The organism is Pseudomonas sp. Lb2C2, assembly GCF_052112205.1.
GTDB classification, from domain to species: Bacteria; Pseudomonadota; Gammaproteobacteria; order Pseudomonadales; family Pseudomonadaceae; genus Aquipseudomonas; species Aquipseudomonas kilonensis.
The window spans coordinates 475,309-490,796 of record NZ_JAUTYW010000003.1 but is presented as its reverse complement, the minus strand read 5'-3'; the positions used below and the strand labels follow the sequence as shown (position 1 = coordinate 490,796).

The window sequence follows — 15,488 nt, the reverse complement described above, 5'->3', positions numbered from 1 at the left end:
CGCTTGAGAGGCTGAGCATGGCTTATCAGTTCGATTTTCTACCGGTGGTGCAAAACACCGAGCTGCTGTTGCGCGGTGCGCTGTTCACCCTGGAACTGACGGCCATCGGCACGTTGCTCGGGGTCAGCCTGGGCATCGTCGGGGCCGTGGTGCGGGCGTGGAACATTCGCCCGTTCGCGGCGATCTTCGGCGTGTACGTGGAGTTGATCCGCAACACACCGTTCCTGGTGCAGCTGTTTTTCATCTTCTTCGGCTTGCCGTCCCTGGGCCTGCAGATTTCCGAATGGCAGGCGGCGGTGCTGGCGATGGTGATCAACCTCGGCGCCTACTCCACCGAGATCATTCGCGCCGGTATCCAGGCAATTCCGCGGGGGCAACTGGAAGCCGCCGCGGCCCTGGCGATGAGCCGTTTCGAGGCCTTCCGCCATGTGGTGCTGCTGCCGGCGCTGGGCAAGGTCTGGCCGGCCCTGAGCAGCCAGATCATCATCGTGATGCTCGGCTCGGCGGTCTGCTCGCAGATCGCCACCGAAGAGTTGAGCTTTGCCGCCAACTTCATCCAGTCACGTAACTTCCGCGCGTTCGAAACCTATGCGCTGACCACACTCATCTACTTGTGCATGGCGCTGTTGATCCGCCAGTTCCTCAACTGGGTGGGCCGCCGCTGCCTGTACAAGAGCGGCAACGGGAGCGGCCGATGAGCGATTTCACTTTCTGGGACGTGGTGCGCAACCTGCTCACCGGCCTGCAATGGACACTGGCGCTGTCGTTGGTGGCGTTTATCGGTGGCGGCGTGATCGGTTTGCTGATCATGGTGCTGCGCATCTCCAAGAGCGCCCTGCCCCGCAACATCGCCCGTACCTACATTGAGCTGTTCCAAGGCACACCGCTGTTGATGCAACTGTTCCTGGTGTTCTTCGGCGTGGCCCTGGCCGGGGTGGAGATTTCCCCCTGGATGGCGGCGGCAATTGCCTTGACGCTGTTTACCAGCGCCTACCTGGCGGAGATCTGGCGCGGTTGTGTCGACTCGATTTCCCACGGCCAGTGGGAAGCCTCGGCGAGCCTGGCCCTCAACCCGCTGGAGCAGTTGCGCTACGTGATCCTGCCCCAGGCCCTGCGCATCGCCGTGGCGCCGACCGTGGGCTTTTCGGTGCAAGTGGTCAAGGGCACGGCGGTGACCTCGATCATTGGCTTTACCGAACTGACCAAGACCGGCGGCATGCTCGCCAACGCCACGTTCGAGCCGTTCATGGTCTATGGCCTGGTCGCCCTCGGTTATTTCCTGCTCTGCTACCCCTTGTCCCTCAGTGCGCGCTACCTGGAAAGGAGACTGCATGCCTCTGCTTAGAATTACCGCCCTGCATAAATACTACGGCGATCATCACGTGCTCAAAGGCATCGACCTGAGTGTCGAGGAAGGCCAGGTGGTGGCGATCATCGGCCGCAGCGGCTCGGGCAAATCCACCTTGCTGCGCACCCTCAATGGCCTGGAATCGATCAACGATGGCGTGATCGAAGTCGACGGCGAATACCTCGATGCCGCCCGTGCCGACCTGCGCAGCCTGCGGCAGAAAGTCGGGATGGTGTTCCAGCAGTTCAACCTGTTCCCGCACCTGACGGTGGGCGAGAACGTCATGCTCGCGCCGCAAGTTGTGCAAAAAGTGCCCAAGGCCAAGGCGGCCGTGCTGGCGCGGCAGATGCTGGAACGGGTCGGGCTTGGGGAGAAATTCGATGCCTTCCCGGACCGCTTGTCCGGCGGCCAGCAACAACGGGTTGCGATTGCCCGGGCGCTGGCGATGTCGCCGAAAGTGCTGCTGTGCGACGAAATCACCTCGGCCCTGGACCCGGAGCTGGTCAACGAAGTGCTCAGCGTGGTGCGGCAGTTGGCCAAGGAAGGCATGACGCTGATCATGGTCACCCATGAAATGCGTTTTGCCCGGGAAGTCGGCGACAAACTGGTGTTCATGCACCAGGGCAAGGTGCATGAGGTGGGAGATCCCAAGGTGTTGTTCGCCGATCCGCAGACGGCGGAGTTGGCGAACTTTATCGGGATGGTCGAGCCGGCAGCCTGAGTATCTGCGTTACCTGCTCTGGCCTCATCGCGAGCAAGCTCGCTCCCACAGGATTATCGGTTGCCTGCGATTGTGCACACGACGCAGAACCCATGTGGGAGAGAGCTTGCTCGCGATTGACCGCAAAGCGGTCGCCTTTGCGTTGGCGTAAGCGGTCGATCGTGGCAGGATGGCGAGGTTATCGACCGAGACTTTTTGACCATGCCGCCATCCCAAGCCAAGAATCTGTCCCTGATCGCTGCCATCGACCTGGGCTCCAACAGCTTCCACATGGTCGTCGCCAAGGCCCAGAACGGGGAAATCCGCATTCTTGAGCGGCTCGGCGAGAAGGTTCAACTGGCCGCGGGTATCGATGAAGAGCGCAAGCTCAGCGAAGAATCGATGCAGCGCGGGCTTGATTGCCTGAAACGTTTCGCCCAACTGATCAACGGCATGCCCCTGGGGGCGGTGCGGATCGTGGGCACCAACGCCCTGCGCGAGGCGCGCAACCGTGGCGAGTTCATCCGCCGTGCCGAAGAAATCCTCGGGCATCCGGTGGAAGTCATTTCCGGCCGTGAAGAAGCGCGCCTGATCTATCTGGGCGTCTCCCACACCTTGGCCGACACGCCGGGCAAGCGCCTGGTAGCGGACATCGGCGGCGGCAGTACCGAATTCATCATTGGCCAGCGCTTCGAACCGCTGCTGCGCGAAAGCTTGCAGATGGGCTGCGTCAGCTACACCCAGCGTTATTTCCGCGACGGCAAGATCACCCCGGCCCGCTATGCCCAGGCCTACACGGCGGCGCGCCTGGAAATCATGAGCATCGAACACGCCCTGCACCGCCTGACCTGGGACGAAGCCATCGGCTCCTCGGGGACCATTCGGGCCATCGGCCTGGCCCTCAAGGCCGGCGGTCACGGCACTGGCGAGGTCAACGCCGAGGGCCTGGCCTGGCTCAAGCGCAGGGTGTTCAAGCTCGGCGAAGCGGACAAGATCGATTTCGAAGGCATCAAGCCCGACCGCCGGGCGATTTTCCCCGCGGGCCTGGCCATCCTCGAGGCGATTTTCGACGCCCTCGAACTGCAACGCATGGACCACTGTGAAGGCGCCCTGCGCGAAGGCGTGCTGTATGACCTGCTGGGGCGTCATCATCACGAAGACGTGCGCGAACGCACCCTGGGCTCGCTCATGGAGCGTTATCACGTCGACCTGGAACAAGCCGTACGGGTCGAGCGCAAGGCGCTACATGCCTTCGACCAGGTCGCCGATGACTGGGACTTGAACGACGGGGTGTGGCGCGAGTTGCTGGGCTGGGCCGCCAAGGTCCATGAAGTGGGCCTGGACATTGCCCACTATCACTACCACAAGCACGGCGCCTACCTGATCGAGCATTCGGACCTGGCGGGTTTCTCCCGGGAAGACCAGCAAATGCTCGCGCTGTTGGTACGCGGCCATCGACGCAACATTCCCAAGGATAAATTTGCCGAGTTCGGCGATGACGGCATCAAGCTGATTCGCCTGTGCGTGCTGCTGCGCTTTGCGATCCTGTTCCACCACATCCGTGGCACCCAGGAAATGCCCCAGGTGGCCTTGCACGCCGACGGCGATCAACTGGACGTGATGTTCCCCGAAGGCTGGCTGGAAGAGAACCAGTTGACCCAGGCCGACTTCGCCCAGGAAGCCGACTGGCTGACCCGGGTCGGGATTGTGTTGAACATCCACTGATTGCTTGCTGGAGTCCCTAGTGGCCCAACTGCAATCCATTGTGGCGAGGGAGCTTGCTCCCGCTGGAGGGCGAAGCCCTCCCAAGAGTTGGGGCTGCTGCGCAGCCCAGCGGGAGCAAGCTCCCTCGCCACAAAAGCCAAGCTCGCTTCCGAGCGTTTAACGAACCGCCAACACCGGGCTGCTCAAGCGCTCGAGCAACGTCGCCTGGGCGCTGCGCGGGTTCTGGTTGCCGGTCGGTGTGTTGCGGATGTAACGGCCATCCGACTGCAAGCTCCAGCTGTGGGTGTTGTCGGTAAGGTAGCTTTCCAGCTCTTTCTTGACCCGCAAGATCAGCTTCTTGCCTTCCACCGGGAAGCAGGTCTCGACCCGCTTGTCGAGGTTGCGCTCCATCCAGTCGGCGCTGGACAGGAACATCTGCTCCTCACCGCCGTTGAGGAAGTAGAACACCCGCGTGTGTTCCAGGAAGCGCCCGATGATCGAGCGTACATGGATGTTGTGGGACACCCCCGGGATACCCGGTCGCAGGCAGCACATGCCCCGCACCACCAGGTCGATGCGCACGCCCGACTGGCTGGCCTTGTACAACGCACGAATGATCTTCGGGTCGGTCAGCGAGTTGAACTTGGCAATGATGTGGGCCGGCTTGCCGTCCAGGGCGAACTGCGTCTCCCGGGCGATCATGTCGAGCATGCCCTTTTTCAGGGTGAACGGCGCATGCAGCAGTTTCTTCATGCGCAGGGTCTTGCCCATGCCGATCAACTGGCTGAACAGCTTGCCGACGTCTTCGCACAAGGCATCGTCAGAGGTCAGCAAACTGTAGTCGGTGTACAGGCGGGCGTTGGCGGCGTGGTAGTTGCCGGTGCCCAAGTGGGCGTAACGCACGATCTCACCGGCTTCACGGCGCAGGATGAGCATCATCTTGGCGTGGGTCTTGAAGCCGACCACGCCGTAGATCACCACCGCGCCGGCCGCTTGCAGGCGGCTGGCCAGTTGCAGGTTGGATTCCTCGTCGAAGCGCGCGCGCAATTCGATCACGGCCGTGACTTCCTTGCCGTTTCGCGCCGCGTCCACCAGGGCATCGACGATTTCCGAGTTGGCGCCACTGCGGTACAGGGTCTGGCGTACCGCCAGGACGTGCGGGTCCTTGGCGGCCTGGCGCAGCAGGTCGACCACCGGTGTGAACGACTCGAACGGGTGCAGCAGCAGGATGTCCTGCTTGCTGATCACGCTGAAAATGTTCTCGCTGTTTTGCAACAGTTTCGGGATCTGCGGTGTGAACGGCAGGTATTGCAGTTCCGGATGGCTGTCCAGGCCGGTGATGCTGAACAGTCGGGTCAGGTTGACCGGGCCGTTGACCTGATACAGCTCGGTCTCATGCAGGTTGAACTGCTTGAGCAGGTAGTCGGACAGGTGTTTGGGGCAGGTATCGGCCACCTCCAGGCGCACCGCATCACCGTAGCGACGGGAGAACAGCTCGCCGCGCAGGGCGCGGGCCAGGTCTTCGACGTCCTCGGTGTCCACCGACAGGTCGGCGTTACGCGTCAGGCGGAACTGGTAGCAACCCTTCACCTTCATGCCCTGGAACAGGTCATCGGCGTGGGCGTGGATCATCGACGACAGGAACACATAATTGTCGCCAGGGCCGCCGACGTCTTCCGGCACGCGGATGATGCGCGGCAGCAGGCGTGGCGCCGGAATGATCGCCAGGCCGGAATCGCGACCGAAGGCGTCGATGCCTTCCAGTTCGACGATGAAGTTCAGGCTCTTGTTGACCAGCAGCGGGAACGGGTGCGTCGGATCAAGCCCGATCGGCGTGATGATCGGCGCGATCTCGTCGCGGAAATAGCGGCGCACCCAGGTCTTGATCTTGGTGTTCCAGTTGCGGCGACGGATGAAGCGCACCTGGTGCTTTTCCAGCTCCGGCAACAGGATGTCGTTGAGGATCGCGTACTGCCGGTCCACATGACCGTGGACCAGTTCGCTGATGCGCGCCAGGGCCTGGTGCGGTTGCAGGCCATCGGCGCCGGCCTGTTCACGGGCGAAGGTGATCTGCTTTTTCAGGCCGGCGACGCGGATCTCGAAAAACTCATCCAGGTTGCTGGAAAAGATCAGCAGGAATTTCAGCCGTTCCAGCAGCGGATAGGACTCGTCCAGCGCCTGCTCCAGCACGCGGATGTTGAACTGCAGTTGCGACAGCTCGCGATGGATGTACAGGCTGCTGTCATCCAGGTTGGGAATCACAATCGCCGGGGCCGGTGCGGGCTCGACAACAGCCGGGGCAGCAGGCTCCAGCGTCGGCGGTGTCTCGGCAACCTGCTCGACCACGGGTTGAGCGTCTTTTACGGCAACTTCGGAGAGTCCTTCGGTATTCATCGCAAGTTCCTGGGAGGCTATTTCTGCTCTCGTAACAATTGGGCGGCGCGCACAGCAAAGTAAGTCAGGATGCCATCGGCACCTGCGCGCTTGAAAGCGGTCAAGGACTCCAGGATCACCCCTTCGCCCAACCAGCCGTTCTGGATCGCGGCCATATGCATCGCGTACTCGCCGCTGACCTGATAAACAAAGGTCGGCACTTTGAATTCGTCTTTGACCCGGCAAAGAATGTCGAGGTAAGGCATGCCAGGCTTGACCATGACCATGTCTGCCCCTTCTGACAAGTCAGCCGCCACTTCGTGCAAGGCTTCCTGACTGTTGGCCGGGTCCATCTGATAAGAGGCCTTGTTGGCCTTGCCCAGGTTCAGGGCCGAGCCGACCGCGTCGCGGAACGGGCCGTAATAGGCGCTGGCGTACTTGGCCGAGTAGGCCATGATCCGCACGTTGACGTGACCGGCCACCTCGAGGGCTTCGCGGATCGCCTGGATGCGCCCGTCCATCATGTCCGACGGCGCCACTACCTGGGCACCGGCCTCGGCGTGGGACAAGGCCTGCCTGACCAGTGCATCGACGGTAACGTCGTTCTGCACGTAGCCTTCTTCATCGAGGATACCGTCCTGCCCGTGGGTGGTGAACGGGTCCAGCGCCACGTCGGTGATCACCCCCAGCTCTGGAAAGCGCGCGCGCAGGGCACGGGTCGCGCGTTGGGCGATGCCTTCCGGGTTCCAGGCTTCGGCGGCGTCCAGGGACTTGAGCCCCGCAGGCGTAACCGGGAACAAAGCCAGCGCCGGAATGCCCAGCTCGACCCACTGGGCGGCTTCTTCGAGCAGCAGGTCGATGGTCAGGCGTTCCACCCCAGGCATCGACGCCACCGCTTCGCGACGGTTCTCACCGTCCAGCACGAATACCGGCAGGATCAGGTCATTGGTGGTCAGCACGTTTTCACGCACCAGCCGACGAGAGAACTCATCACGGCGGTTGCGACGCAGGCGGGTTGCAGGGAACAGACGATTGGCGAGGGTAAAGCTCACGGCAGACTCCTGAGCCCGTGCTGACGGGCGAGCGTGACAGTTATAAGCGCCCATTATGACGAAGACATTACAGTTATGTGCACCTGCGTCCTGTCGTCGCAGTTATTGTCATTGTAGGAATTGTTCACGTCGAGACACATTTCGATACTTTCCTGAATGTGCCCGAAGGGTTAGGCTGCGCGTTCATTTCGCCAGCACCCAGACAATGCTCCAACAATTTCTGCATGACTTCGGCTACTTGGCCTTGTTTATCGGCACGTTCTTCGAAGGCGAAACCATCCTCGTGCTCGCAGGTTTCCTGGCGTTCCGTGGCTACATGGACATCAACCTGGTGGTGGTCGTAGCGTTCTGCGGCAGCTATGCGGGCGATCAGCTGTGGTATTTCCTGGGGCGCAAGCACGGCCGCAAGCTCTTGGCGCGCAAGCCACGCTGGCAGTTGATGGGGGATCGAGCACTGGAGCACATTCGCCGGCATCCGGACATCTGGGTCCTGAGCTTCCGTTTCGTCTATGGCCTGCGCACGGTGATGCCGGTGGCGATCGGCCTGTCAGGTTACCCGCCGGGTCGCTACCTGCTGCTCAATGGTATCGGTGCAGCGATCTGGGCCACAGCGCTGGCCGCGGCCGCGTACCACTTTGGCGCGGTGCTCGAGGGCATGCTGGGCAGCATCAAGAAGTATGAGTTGTGGGTACTCGGCGCACTGCTGGTGCTGGGCCTGGTCCTGTGGCTGCGCCGACGCATCAAGAATGCCCGGCTGGCCAGGAAAATCCTCGAAGCCGAGCGCCTGGAACAAGCCAGGACTGGCGAACCTACGACGCCAACCGAGTAAACCGGGTGCGGCAGCAATACAGCCCGATGCCGCTGAGCAGGCTGTAGCTGAGCAACCCGGCCCAGGCCAAGGGACTTGCCGGCCACAACCCGGCCAGTGGCGCCAGCCATACCAGCGGCAGGTTCGAGGCCAGTCGCAACAGCTCCAGCCGCAACGCCCACGGGCGATTCTCCAGGGCAACGCCCAACACGAACAGACCGAACGCTACCGCCCCCCAACCCAGCACCAGGGCGGCGACCGGCAGGCTGCCTTCAAGGTTCATCAGATAACTGCCCAGGGCAATGTAGGTGCAGAACTGCAGCGCCACGTACCACTGCTGGCGCGGGTCCAACGGCACTTCGAACTTGCAGAACTGGCTCAGGTCCGGCTTGTTCAGCGGGTACTTGGCCGCGACGTCCGCCGGACGCCAACCGGTGGGCATGAACCAGATCCGCAACTTGTCCCACCAGCGCTCGGTCCGCCGCGCATCGGCCCACAGCTGCGCATAGAACTGCAGGTTGGCCCACACCGGATTCCAGCTCGTCAGCGGCGTGGTCATGCCAAAAATCACCGGCTCGTTGTCGTCTTCTTCCTGAAAGGTACCAAACAGACGGTCCCAAATAATGAACACCCCGCCGTAGTTGCGATCCATGTAGAGAGGGTTCTGTGCATGGTGGGCACGATGATTGGACGGCGTCACGAAGCACCACTCCAGCCAGCCGAGCTTGGGAATGTGCTGGGTGTGAACCCAGAACTGGTACAGCAGATTCAACGCCGCGACGCTGACGAAGACCATCAGCGGCACGCCCAGCACGGCGAGCGGGACGTAGAAGATCCAGCTCAGCAGGAACCCGGTGCTGGTCTGGCGCAACGCGGTGGAGAGGTTGTAGTCCTCGCTCTGGTGGTGCACCGAATGGGCCGCCCAGAGGATGTTGCGCTCATGGCCCATGCGGTGCAGCCAGTAGTAACAGAAGTCGTAGAACACGAAAGCGAACACCCAGGTCCAGGCCTGGTCGGCGGGCAATTCAATCACCGCCAAGTGTTCGACTGCGAAGGCGTAGGTGACAAGTCCCACGCCCTTGGTCAACAAACCGGTGGTGGTCGACAGCACGCCGGTGCTCAAGCTGTTGATCGCGTCTGCCACGCGGTAGTGGCTCACGCCGCGCCAGCGATCGGCCAGCAACTCGACGGCGATCAGCACGAAGAAGAACGGCACGGCATACAGGATGAAATTCATGACGCAACCCGGGCATGCAAGGCAGGGAGATAGTCGGCAGATTAGGTGTAGCTGCCCGATCCCCCTATGGCAACGAGTGACAAATTAGTAGACATTTAACGCCATGAATCTGGAGAAAAGCCCATGAGCAAAAAAATTGCAGTGATCCTTTCCGGCTGTGGCGTGTATGACGGCGCCGAGATCCACGAAAGCGTGATCACCTTGCTGCGCCTCGACCAGCGGGGAGCACAGGTCCAGTGCTTCGCCCCCAACATTGCCCAGCTGCATGTGATCAATCACCTGACCGGCGAGGAAATGCCCGAGAGCCGCAACGTGCTGGTGGAATCGGCACGGATCGCCCGCGGCAACGTGAAGGACTTGCGTGAAGCCAGCGCTGAGGATTTCGACGCCCTGATCGTACCCGGTGGTTTTGGCGCGGCGAAAAACCTCTCCAACTTTGCCGTCGAAGGCGCTGGCTGCACGGTCCAGCCAGAGCTCCTGGCACTGACCGAGGCCTTTGCCGAGGCCGGCAAACCGGTCGGGCTGATCTGCATCTCCCCGGCCCTGGCGGCGAAAATCTACGGCCCGGGCGTGGTCTGCACCATCGGCAACGATGTCGACACGGCCGCCGCCGTGACCAAAATGGGGGGTACTCACGAGGACTGCGCCGTCACCGACATCGTCGAAGACCGCGCGCGCAAACTGGTCAGCACCCCGGCCTACATGCTGGCGCAGAACATCAGCGAAGCGGCTGCGGGCATCAACAAGCTGGTGGACCGGGTGTTGGAGCTAACTCACGAGAACGACGCCTGACCCCACCACCACTACCCCTGTGGGAGCGAGCTTGCTCGCGATAGCGGTGTATCAGCCACTCGATGGGCCAACTGAACCGACGCCTTCGCGAGCAAGCCCGCTCCCACGAGGGGATTGAGGCAAGACTCAGGAAATCCGGGCCAGGCGCGTCAGGATCCGATCCAGCGCATTGGCAAACCCCTGCTTGTCCCGCTCGCTGTACGCCGCCGGGCCGCCGCCCATATGGCCCTGTTCACGCAAATCAGTGAACAGGTTGCGCACCGCCAGCCGATCGCCCATGTTCTGCGCATCGAATTCCTTGCCCCGCGGATCCAGCGCGGCAACGCCCTTCTTCACCAACCGGTCGGCCAAGGGCACGTCGCTGCAGATCACCAGTTCACCCGGTTCGGCGTGCTCCACCAGGTAGTCGTCCGCCGCGTCAGGGCCACTGGGCACCACGATCAGCTTCACACAGGCCAGTCCAGGCTTGATCTGCGGTTGACCGGCCACCAGCACCACCTCGAACCGGCGCTTCAAGGCGAACTTGACCACCAGTTCCTTCGCCGCCTTGGGGCAGGCATCGGCGTCGATCCATACGCGCATTGGATGGTTTCCTCTAGATTAAAAGCATCGCGGGCAAGCCTTGCTCCCACACAAGCCTTGCTCCCACAAGTCTTGCTCCCATAGCCTGTGGGAGAAAAGCTTGTGTGGGAGCAAGGCTTGCCCGCGATTATGAGCGCAGCGAATGCTTTTCAGGAAACCTGGACCCGACGCTTATCCGCCACCCAACTGCGCCCATACAGCACCACAATCGCCAGGATCGCCACCACTTGAGCGGCCAGCGAATAGGCATCGGCATGAATGCCCAGCCAGTCGAAGTCGAAGAACGCCACCGGATGGGTGCCGAAAATCCCGGCTTCCTGCAACGCCTTCACGCCATGACCGGCGAATACCACCGACAGCGCGCACAGCAACGCGGCATTGATGCTGAAGAACAGCGCCAGCGGCAGTTTCGCCGAGCCGCGCAGGATCACCCAGGCCAGCCCCACCAGCAACACCAGCGCCGTCGCGCCACCGGCCAGTACCGCGTTGTGCCCGGCGGGCCCCGCTTGCAGCCACAGGGTTTCGTAGAACAGGATCACTTCGAACAGTTCGCGATAGACCGAGAAGAACGCCAGGATCGCAAAACCAAAACGCCCACCGCCGCCCACCAGGCTGCTCTTGATGTAGTCCTGCCAGGCCGCTGCGTGGCGACGGTCGTGCATCCACACACCCAGCCACAGCACCATCACACTGGCGAACAACGCCGTCGCGCCTTCAAGCAGCTCGCGCTGGGCGCCGCTGACGTCGATCACATACGCCGCCAGCCCCCAGGTCGCCAGGCCAGCCAACAGCGCCAGGCCCCAACCGACGTTAACGCTGCGCACCGCCGACTGCTGGCCGGTGTTACGCAGGAACGCCAGGATCGCCGCCAGCACCAGGATCGCTTCCAGCCCTTCGCGAAGCAGAATCAGCAAGCCGGAGATGTAGCTCAGCGACCAGCTCAAGCCATCACCGCCCAGCAGGCCGGCTGACTCCTTCAACTTGGCCTTGGCCGCGTCCAGCCGCTGTACCGCCTGCTCGATAGGCAAACCGTCCTGCAGAGACTGACGGTAGGCCATCAGGGACTTTTCGGTGTCCTTGCGCACGTTGGCGTCGACGTTATCCAGCGAGCTTTCCACCAGCTCGAAACCTTCCAGGTAAGCGGCTACCGACAGGTCGTAGGCCTGGTCGTGGTCACCGGCACGGTACGCCGCGATGCTTTTATCCAGGGTGGCCGCCGTGTAGTCGAGCAACTGCGCCGGGCCACGTTGCACCTGCGGCGGCTGGGCACGCTGGGCACGGAATGTCGCCGCCGCTGCGGGGCCTTGCGCGGCGAGGACTTCGGCCGGGGTCTGGCGCGCCAGGTCAGCGAGGTTGAAGACCTGTTCACTTTTGGCGGCGGCCGGGTCGGCGCTGAAACTGGCGATGTAGGTCGCCAGGTCCCAGCGTTGACGGTCGTCGAGCTGATCGGCGAAGGCCGGCATGTCGGTGCCTTCAATGCCCATGCCGAGGGTGTTGTAGATCGCATAGAGACTCAGGCGATCCAGGCGCTGGGCCTCCCGCAAGTTGGACGGCGGCGGTTCCAGGCCAACACCGGCAGGACCGTCGCCGGCACCGCTGGCACCGTGACACACCGAGCAATTCTGTGCATACAGCGGCGCGCCACGGGTGGGATCAGGGGTGATAACCGGCGCCTGGCTGACTTCATACGCCACCGCCAGCTTGGCCCCCAGTTGCCGCGTCAGACGCGCGACGTCGCCGCCCTCCTGACGCTGGGTGATCGCACTGCGCAAGGTGCCGATGCCTTGGACCAGCTCAGTCTTTTCCGGCTTGGCCGGTAGCCCGGCGACCAACCCCTCCAGCACCTGGGTAAATTCCAGCTGCTCGCGATATTCCCCGTCGTCGATGACCTTGCCCGCCTCGACCGTTGCCGGGTAATCCGCCCCGATGTAATCCAGCAAATGCAGCGCCTGGGGGGCACTCTCGACGGTATCGGCCAGCAGCGACGTGCTGCATAGCGCAAGCAATGGCAGCACAAGCCAGGCCAGGAAACGGAACGGCACAGTCATGAATGACTCTCGGTTGGTAATAAGAAGTAACACATTGTTCACTTCCAATGGCTTTGGCTCAAGGGCCGATGTGTTTCGGGGGCCGATTTTCATCGGATTTTCATGCTTTGGAGGTGATGTCACAAAAAAGGCATTTCGAGATTGAAAAGCCATTACATAGCCAAGCGCCATGTTTATAATCCCGCCGCCTTCTTATTATTAGACGGCATAAAAGCTCCTCTTTTTATGAGGAACCGGCAGCGTCCCGACGCTTGTCCGTGGGATCGCTCCAGCCCGACCCGCACACCCCGGCTGTTACTCAGGGAAGAAATGTTCATGGCATCCCGTGCCGTTTTTTCGGTCGCCCTCGGCGCGATCACCTTGTTGTCCGGCTGCTCGGCCTTTCGCAACTACGACAGCGAATTGGCCCAGACCAACCAGCAGCTGGCTTCCGGCAACGTCGACGGCGCATTGACCCTGCTGGAAAAGAACAACACCAGCCAGGACAAGGACCTGCTGTATTACTTCGAGAAAGGTGAGTTGCTGCGCGCCAAGGGTGACTTGTCTGGCAGCCAGACGGCCTGGACCAGCGCCGATCAGCAGGTTGGCCAGTGGGAAGACGCGGTCAAGCTCGACACGGCCAAGTACCTGGCCCAGTTCGGCAGCTTCCTGGTCAACGATAAAGTCCGCCGCTACGAAGGCTACGATTACGAAAAGGTCATGCTGACCACGCAGATGGCCCTGAACCTGTTGGCAGTGAATGACTTCGACGGGGCGCGGACCCAGATCAAGAAGACCCACGAACGCGAAGCGGTGATCGCCGACCTGCGGGACAAGGAATACCTCAAGCGCGAGGAAGACGCCGAGAAGCAAGGGGTCAAGACCGAATACAAGGATCTCCAGGGTTACCCGGTGGCCAGCCTCGACGCCCCGGAAGTGGTCGGCCTCAAGAACAGTTACCAGAGCGCGTTCAGCCACTACCTGGCCGGCTTCGTCTATGAAGCCCTGGGTGAAAAAGACCTCGCCGCACCGGGTTACCGCAAGGCCGCCGAACTGCGCCCCAACACGCCGCTGCTGGAGCAGGCCCTGCTCAACCTCGACAAGCCTGCCGCCAAAAACGATGACAGCGACATCCTGATCGTGGTGCAGAGTGGCCTGGCACCATCCCGGGATTCGATCCGCATTCCCCTGCCTTTGCCGATCAGCGGCAACCTGGTCATCACGCCATTGTCGTTCCCGCTGATCAAGCCTGATACCTCCACGGCCACTTTCGGCCAGATCGGTGTGGACGGTCGTCAGTTGGACCTGACCCAGCTCAACAGCACCACCGCCATGTCCCGCCGGGCCCTGCGCGACGACATGCCGGGCATCATCCTGCGCACCACCGTGCGCGCCGTCAGCCGTGGCGTGGCGCAAAAGCAGATCAACGAAACCAACCCCCTGGCCGGCCTGGCCGTGGGTCTTACCTCGGCGGTACTCGAAGGAGCCGACACCCGGACCTGGCGCACCCTGCCCGACTACACCCAGGTGGTACGCCTGCGCCTGAAGAAAGGCGAGCATCAGGTCACCTTGCCAAGCTCGGTGGGCGGCTCGGTGGTCAAGGTCACCGTCGACCAGCGCTATCAGGTCATCACCCTGCGGGCGGTGGGTAACCAAGTGTTCGCCGGTGGCCTGGCTGCCCAGGTGATGCCAAGCGCCAACCCGACCGCCATTGCCCTCAAGCAACCTTAAGAACGGAGTCTTGTTCACATGCGTTTAAAACTGATCGCCGTCGGCGCCCTGGCCTTGCTGGCCGGTTGCGCCACCCCGCCGCCACCGCAGCCGGGCAGCGCCGCCAGCAAGGTCGTGGCAATGGGCAAGACCAAGAACATCGTGGTCGGCGCCATGCGCGTGGCCAGGGAAAACGGCTACATGACCGTCAACGTGCAGCTGAGCAACACCAGCTACAACAACAAGACGATGTATTACCGCTTTGCCTGGCTGGGGCCGGAAGGCTTTCCGATCGCCGAGGAAGAAACCTGGAAAAGCCTGACGCTGTACGGCGAACAGACCAGCTTCCTGCCGGCCATCGCACCGACCCCCAAGGCGGTGGATTTCCGTTTGGAAATCAATACCCCGTAAGACGCAAAAAACTGTGGGAGCGAGCTTGCTCGCGATAGCGCTGGATCAGCCAGCCATGATGTGACTGACACACAGCTATCGCGAGCAAGCTCTCTCCCACAAAAAACGCCCGAGTGACGCGTTATTCCTTTTTCAGTTTTCGAGAGCACCCACATGTTCGTACGCATTTCCTCCCTCGCCCTCGCCGCCCTGCTGGTCAGCGGCTGTGCCAACAACTCGCCGGTCCTGGGCAACAAGAACATCAGCTACGGCGACACCAAGGCCGTGGAAACCGTGACCAACGAGTTCGGCTCCACCGACCTGCAAATGATCGCCGAGTCCATGACTCGCTCCCTGGCCCAGTCCGGCATCCTGCAGGGTCGCCCGGTGGTCCAGGTCTATGACGTGAAGAACAAGACCAGCGAGTACATCGACACCCGCGAAATCACCACCAGCATCAAGACCCAGCTGATGAAGACCGGGGCTGCCCGTTTTGCCAGCGACAACACCGCCATGGACAGCCAGGTCGACCAGCTCAAGCTGCAGAACCAGAGCGGCCTGTACAAGAAAAGCACCGTGGCCAAGACCGGCAACATGATCGCTGCCAAGTACCGTCTCGAAGGCTCCATCAGCTCGATCGTCAAGCGCAGCAGCGACTACAAGGACGTCTTCTACAAATTCAGCCTGCAATTGATCGACGTCGAAAGCGGTCTGGCCGAGTGGATGGACGAAAAAGAAATCCGCAAGACCACGGAGCGTTAAGCC

The 15,488-nt window shown here is 62.0% G+C and carries 14 protein-coding genes; 9 read left to right on the top strand and 5 right to left on the bottom strand.

Annotated features, from left to right (window positions below; all coding sequences use genetic code 11):
* The first annotated feature begins 17 nt into the window (after nt 1-17).
* The 4 genes from Q7F16_RS10480 to ppx all read left to right on the top strand — a co-directional run bounded on the left by Q7F16_RS10480 (nt 18) and on the right by ppx (nt 3,773).
* Nucleotides 18-698 (top strand): amino acid ABC transporter permease, encoded by a 681-nt coding sequence (locus Q7F16_RS10480; RefSeq protein ID WP_014340792.1) that lies wholly within the window; start codon nt 18-20, stop codon nt 696-698.
* Nucleotides 695-1,345, top strand: coding sequence for an amino acid ABC transporter permease (locus Q7F16_RS10475; protein WP_003206735.1), 651 nt, complete (start codon nt 695-697; stop codon nt 1,343-1,345). Before Q7F16_RS10480 ends, Q7F16_RS10475 begins: the two co-directional genes overlap by 4 nt.
* Nucleotides 1,332-2,069 carry an amino acid ABC transporter ATP-binding protein gene (locus Q7F16_RS10470; RefSeq protein WP_046065742.1) on the top strand — a complete coding sequence of 246 codons (738 nt, stop codon included), beginning with the start codon at nt 1,332-1,334 and terminating at the stop codon, nt 2,067-2,069. Before Q7F16_RS10475 ends, Q7F16_RS10470 begins: the two co-directional genes overlap by 14 nt.
* Nucleotides 2,070-2,270: 201 nt before the next feature.
* Nucleotides 2,271-3,773, top strand: a complete 1,503-nt coding sequence (gene ppx / locus Q7F16_RS10465; RefSeq protein ID WP_046065743.1) for an exopolyphosphatase — start codon at nt 2,271-2,273, stop codon at nt 3,771-3,773.
* Nucleotides 3,774-3,929: 156 nt separating this feature from the next.
* Here the strand turns inward: ppx and ppk1 are convergent, their stop codons facing one another.
* Both ppk1 and hemB read right to left on the bottom strand, forming a co-directional pair.
* Complete coding sequence (ppk1, locus tag Q7F16_RS10460; protein WP_046065744.1) at nt 3,930-6,146, bottom strand: polyphosphate kinase 1; 2,217 nt, start codon at nt 6,144-6,146, stop codon at nt 3,930-3,932.
* 17 nt (nt 6,147-6,163) lie between these two features.
* Nucleotides 6,164-7,177, bottom strand: coding sequence for a porphobilinogen synthase (hemB, locus tag Q7F16_RS10455; protein ID WP_409555753.1), 1,014 nt, complete (start codon nt 7,175-7,177; stop codon nt 6,164-6,166).
* A gap of 205 nt (nt 7,178-7,382) precedes the next feature.
* Between hemB and Q7F16_RS10450 the strand changes: the two genes are divergently transcribed.
* Nucleotides 7,383-8,006, top strand: a complete 624-nt coding sequence (locus Q7F16_RS10450) for a DedA family protein (protein WP_041476197.1) — start codon at nt 7,383-7,385, stop codon at nt 8,004-8,006.
* On the opposite strand, the gene Q7F16_RS10445 is transcribed toward Q7F16_RS10450, so the two are convergent.
* Complete coding sequence (locus tag Q7F16_RS10445) at nt 7,987-9,222, bottom strand: sterol desaturase family protein (RefSeq protein ID WP_409555752.1); 1,236 nt, start codon at nt 9,220-9,222, stop codon at nt 7,987-7,989. The genes Q7F16_RS10450 and Q7F16_RS10445 overlap by 20 nt on opposite strands.
* A 123-nt stretch (nt 9,223-9,345) precedes the next feature.
* On the opposite strand from Q7F16_RS10445, the gene elbB reads away from it, so the two are divergent.
* Nucleotides 9,346-10,014: an isoprenoid biosynthesis glyoxalase ElbB gene (gene elbB / locus Q7F16_RS10440; RefSeq protein ID WP_014340799.1), complete on the top strand. Its 669-nt coding sequence runs from the start codon at nt 9,346-9,348 to the stop codon at nt 10,012-10,014.
* Between the two features lie 126 nt (nt 10,015-10,140).
* Here the strand turns inward: elbB and Q7F16_RS10435 are convergent, their stop codons facing one another.
* Both Q7F16_RS10435 and Q7F16_RS10430 read right to left on the bottom strand, forming a co-directional pair.
* On the bottom strand, nt 10,141-10,596 hold the full coding sequence (locus Q7F16_RS10435) for a YaiI/YqxD family protein (RefSeq protein ID WP_079303032.1): 456 nt from the start codon (nt 10,594-10,596) through the stop codon (nt 10,141-10,143).
* A gap of 149 nt (nt 10,597-10,745) precedes the next feature.
* Nucleotides 10,746-12,644, bottom strand: a complete 1,899-nt coding sequence (locus Q7F16_RS10430) for an FTR1 family protein (RefSeq protein ID WP_409555751.1) — start codon at nt 12,642-12,644, stop codon at nt 10,746-10,748.
* 315 nt (nt 12,645-12,959) lie between these two features.
* On the opposite strand from Q7F16_RS10430, the gene Q7F16_RS10425 reads away from it, so the two are divergent.
* The 3 genes from Q7F16_RS10425 to lpoB all read left to right on the top strand — a co-directional run bounded on the left by Q7F16_RS10425 (nt 12,960) and on the right by lpoB (nt 15,485).
* Nucleotides 12,960-14,354, top strand: a complete 1,395-nt coding sequence (locus Q7F16_RS10425; RefSeq protein WP_046065762.1) for a COG3014 family protein — start codon at nt 12,960-12,962, stop codon at nt 14,352-14,354.
* A gap of 18 nt (nt 14,355-14,372) precedes the next feature.
* On the top strand, nt 14,373-14,744 hold the full coding sequence (locus Q7F16_RS10420) for a YcfL family protein (RefSeq protein WP_046065750.1): 372 nt from the start codon (nt 14,373-14,375) through the stop codon (nt 14,742-14,744).
* Between the two features lie 153 nt (nt 14,745-14,897).
* A complete protein-coding gene (gene lpoB, locus Q7F16_RS10415; protein ID WP_003177333.1) occupies nt 14,898-15,485 on the top strand; it encodes a penicillin-binding protein activator LpoB in 588 nt (195 codons plus the stop codon).
* The last annotated feature ends 3 nt before the right edge of the window (nt 15,486-15,488 follow it).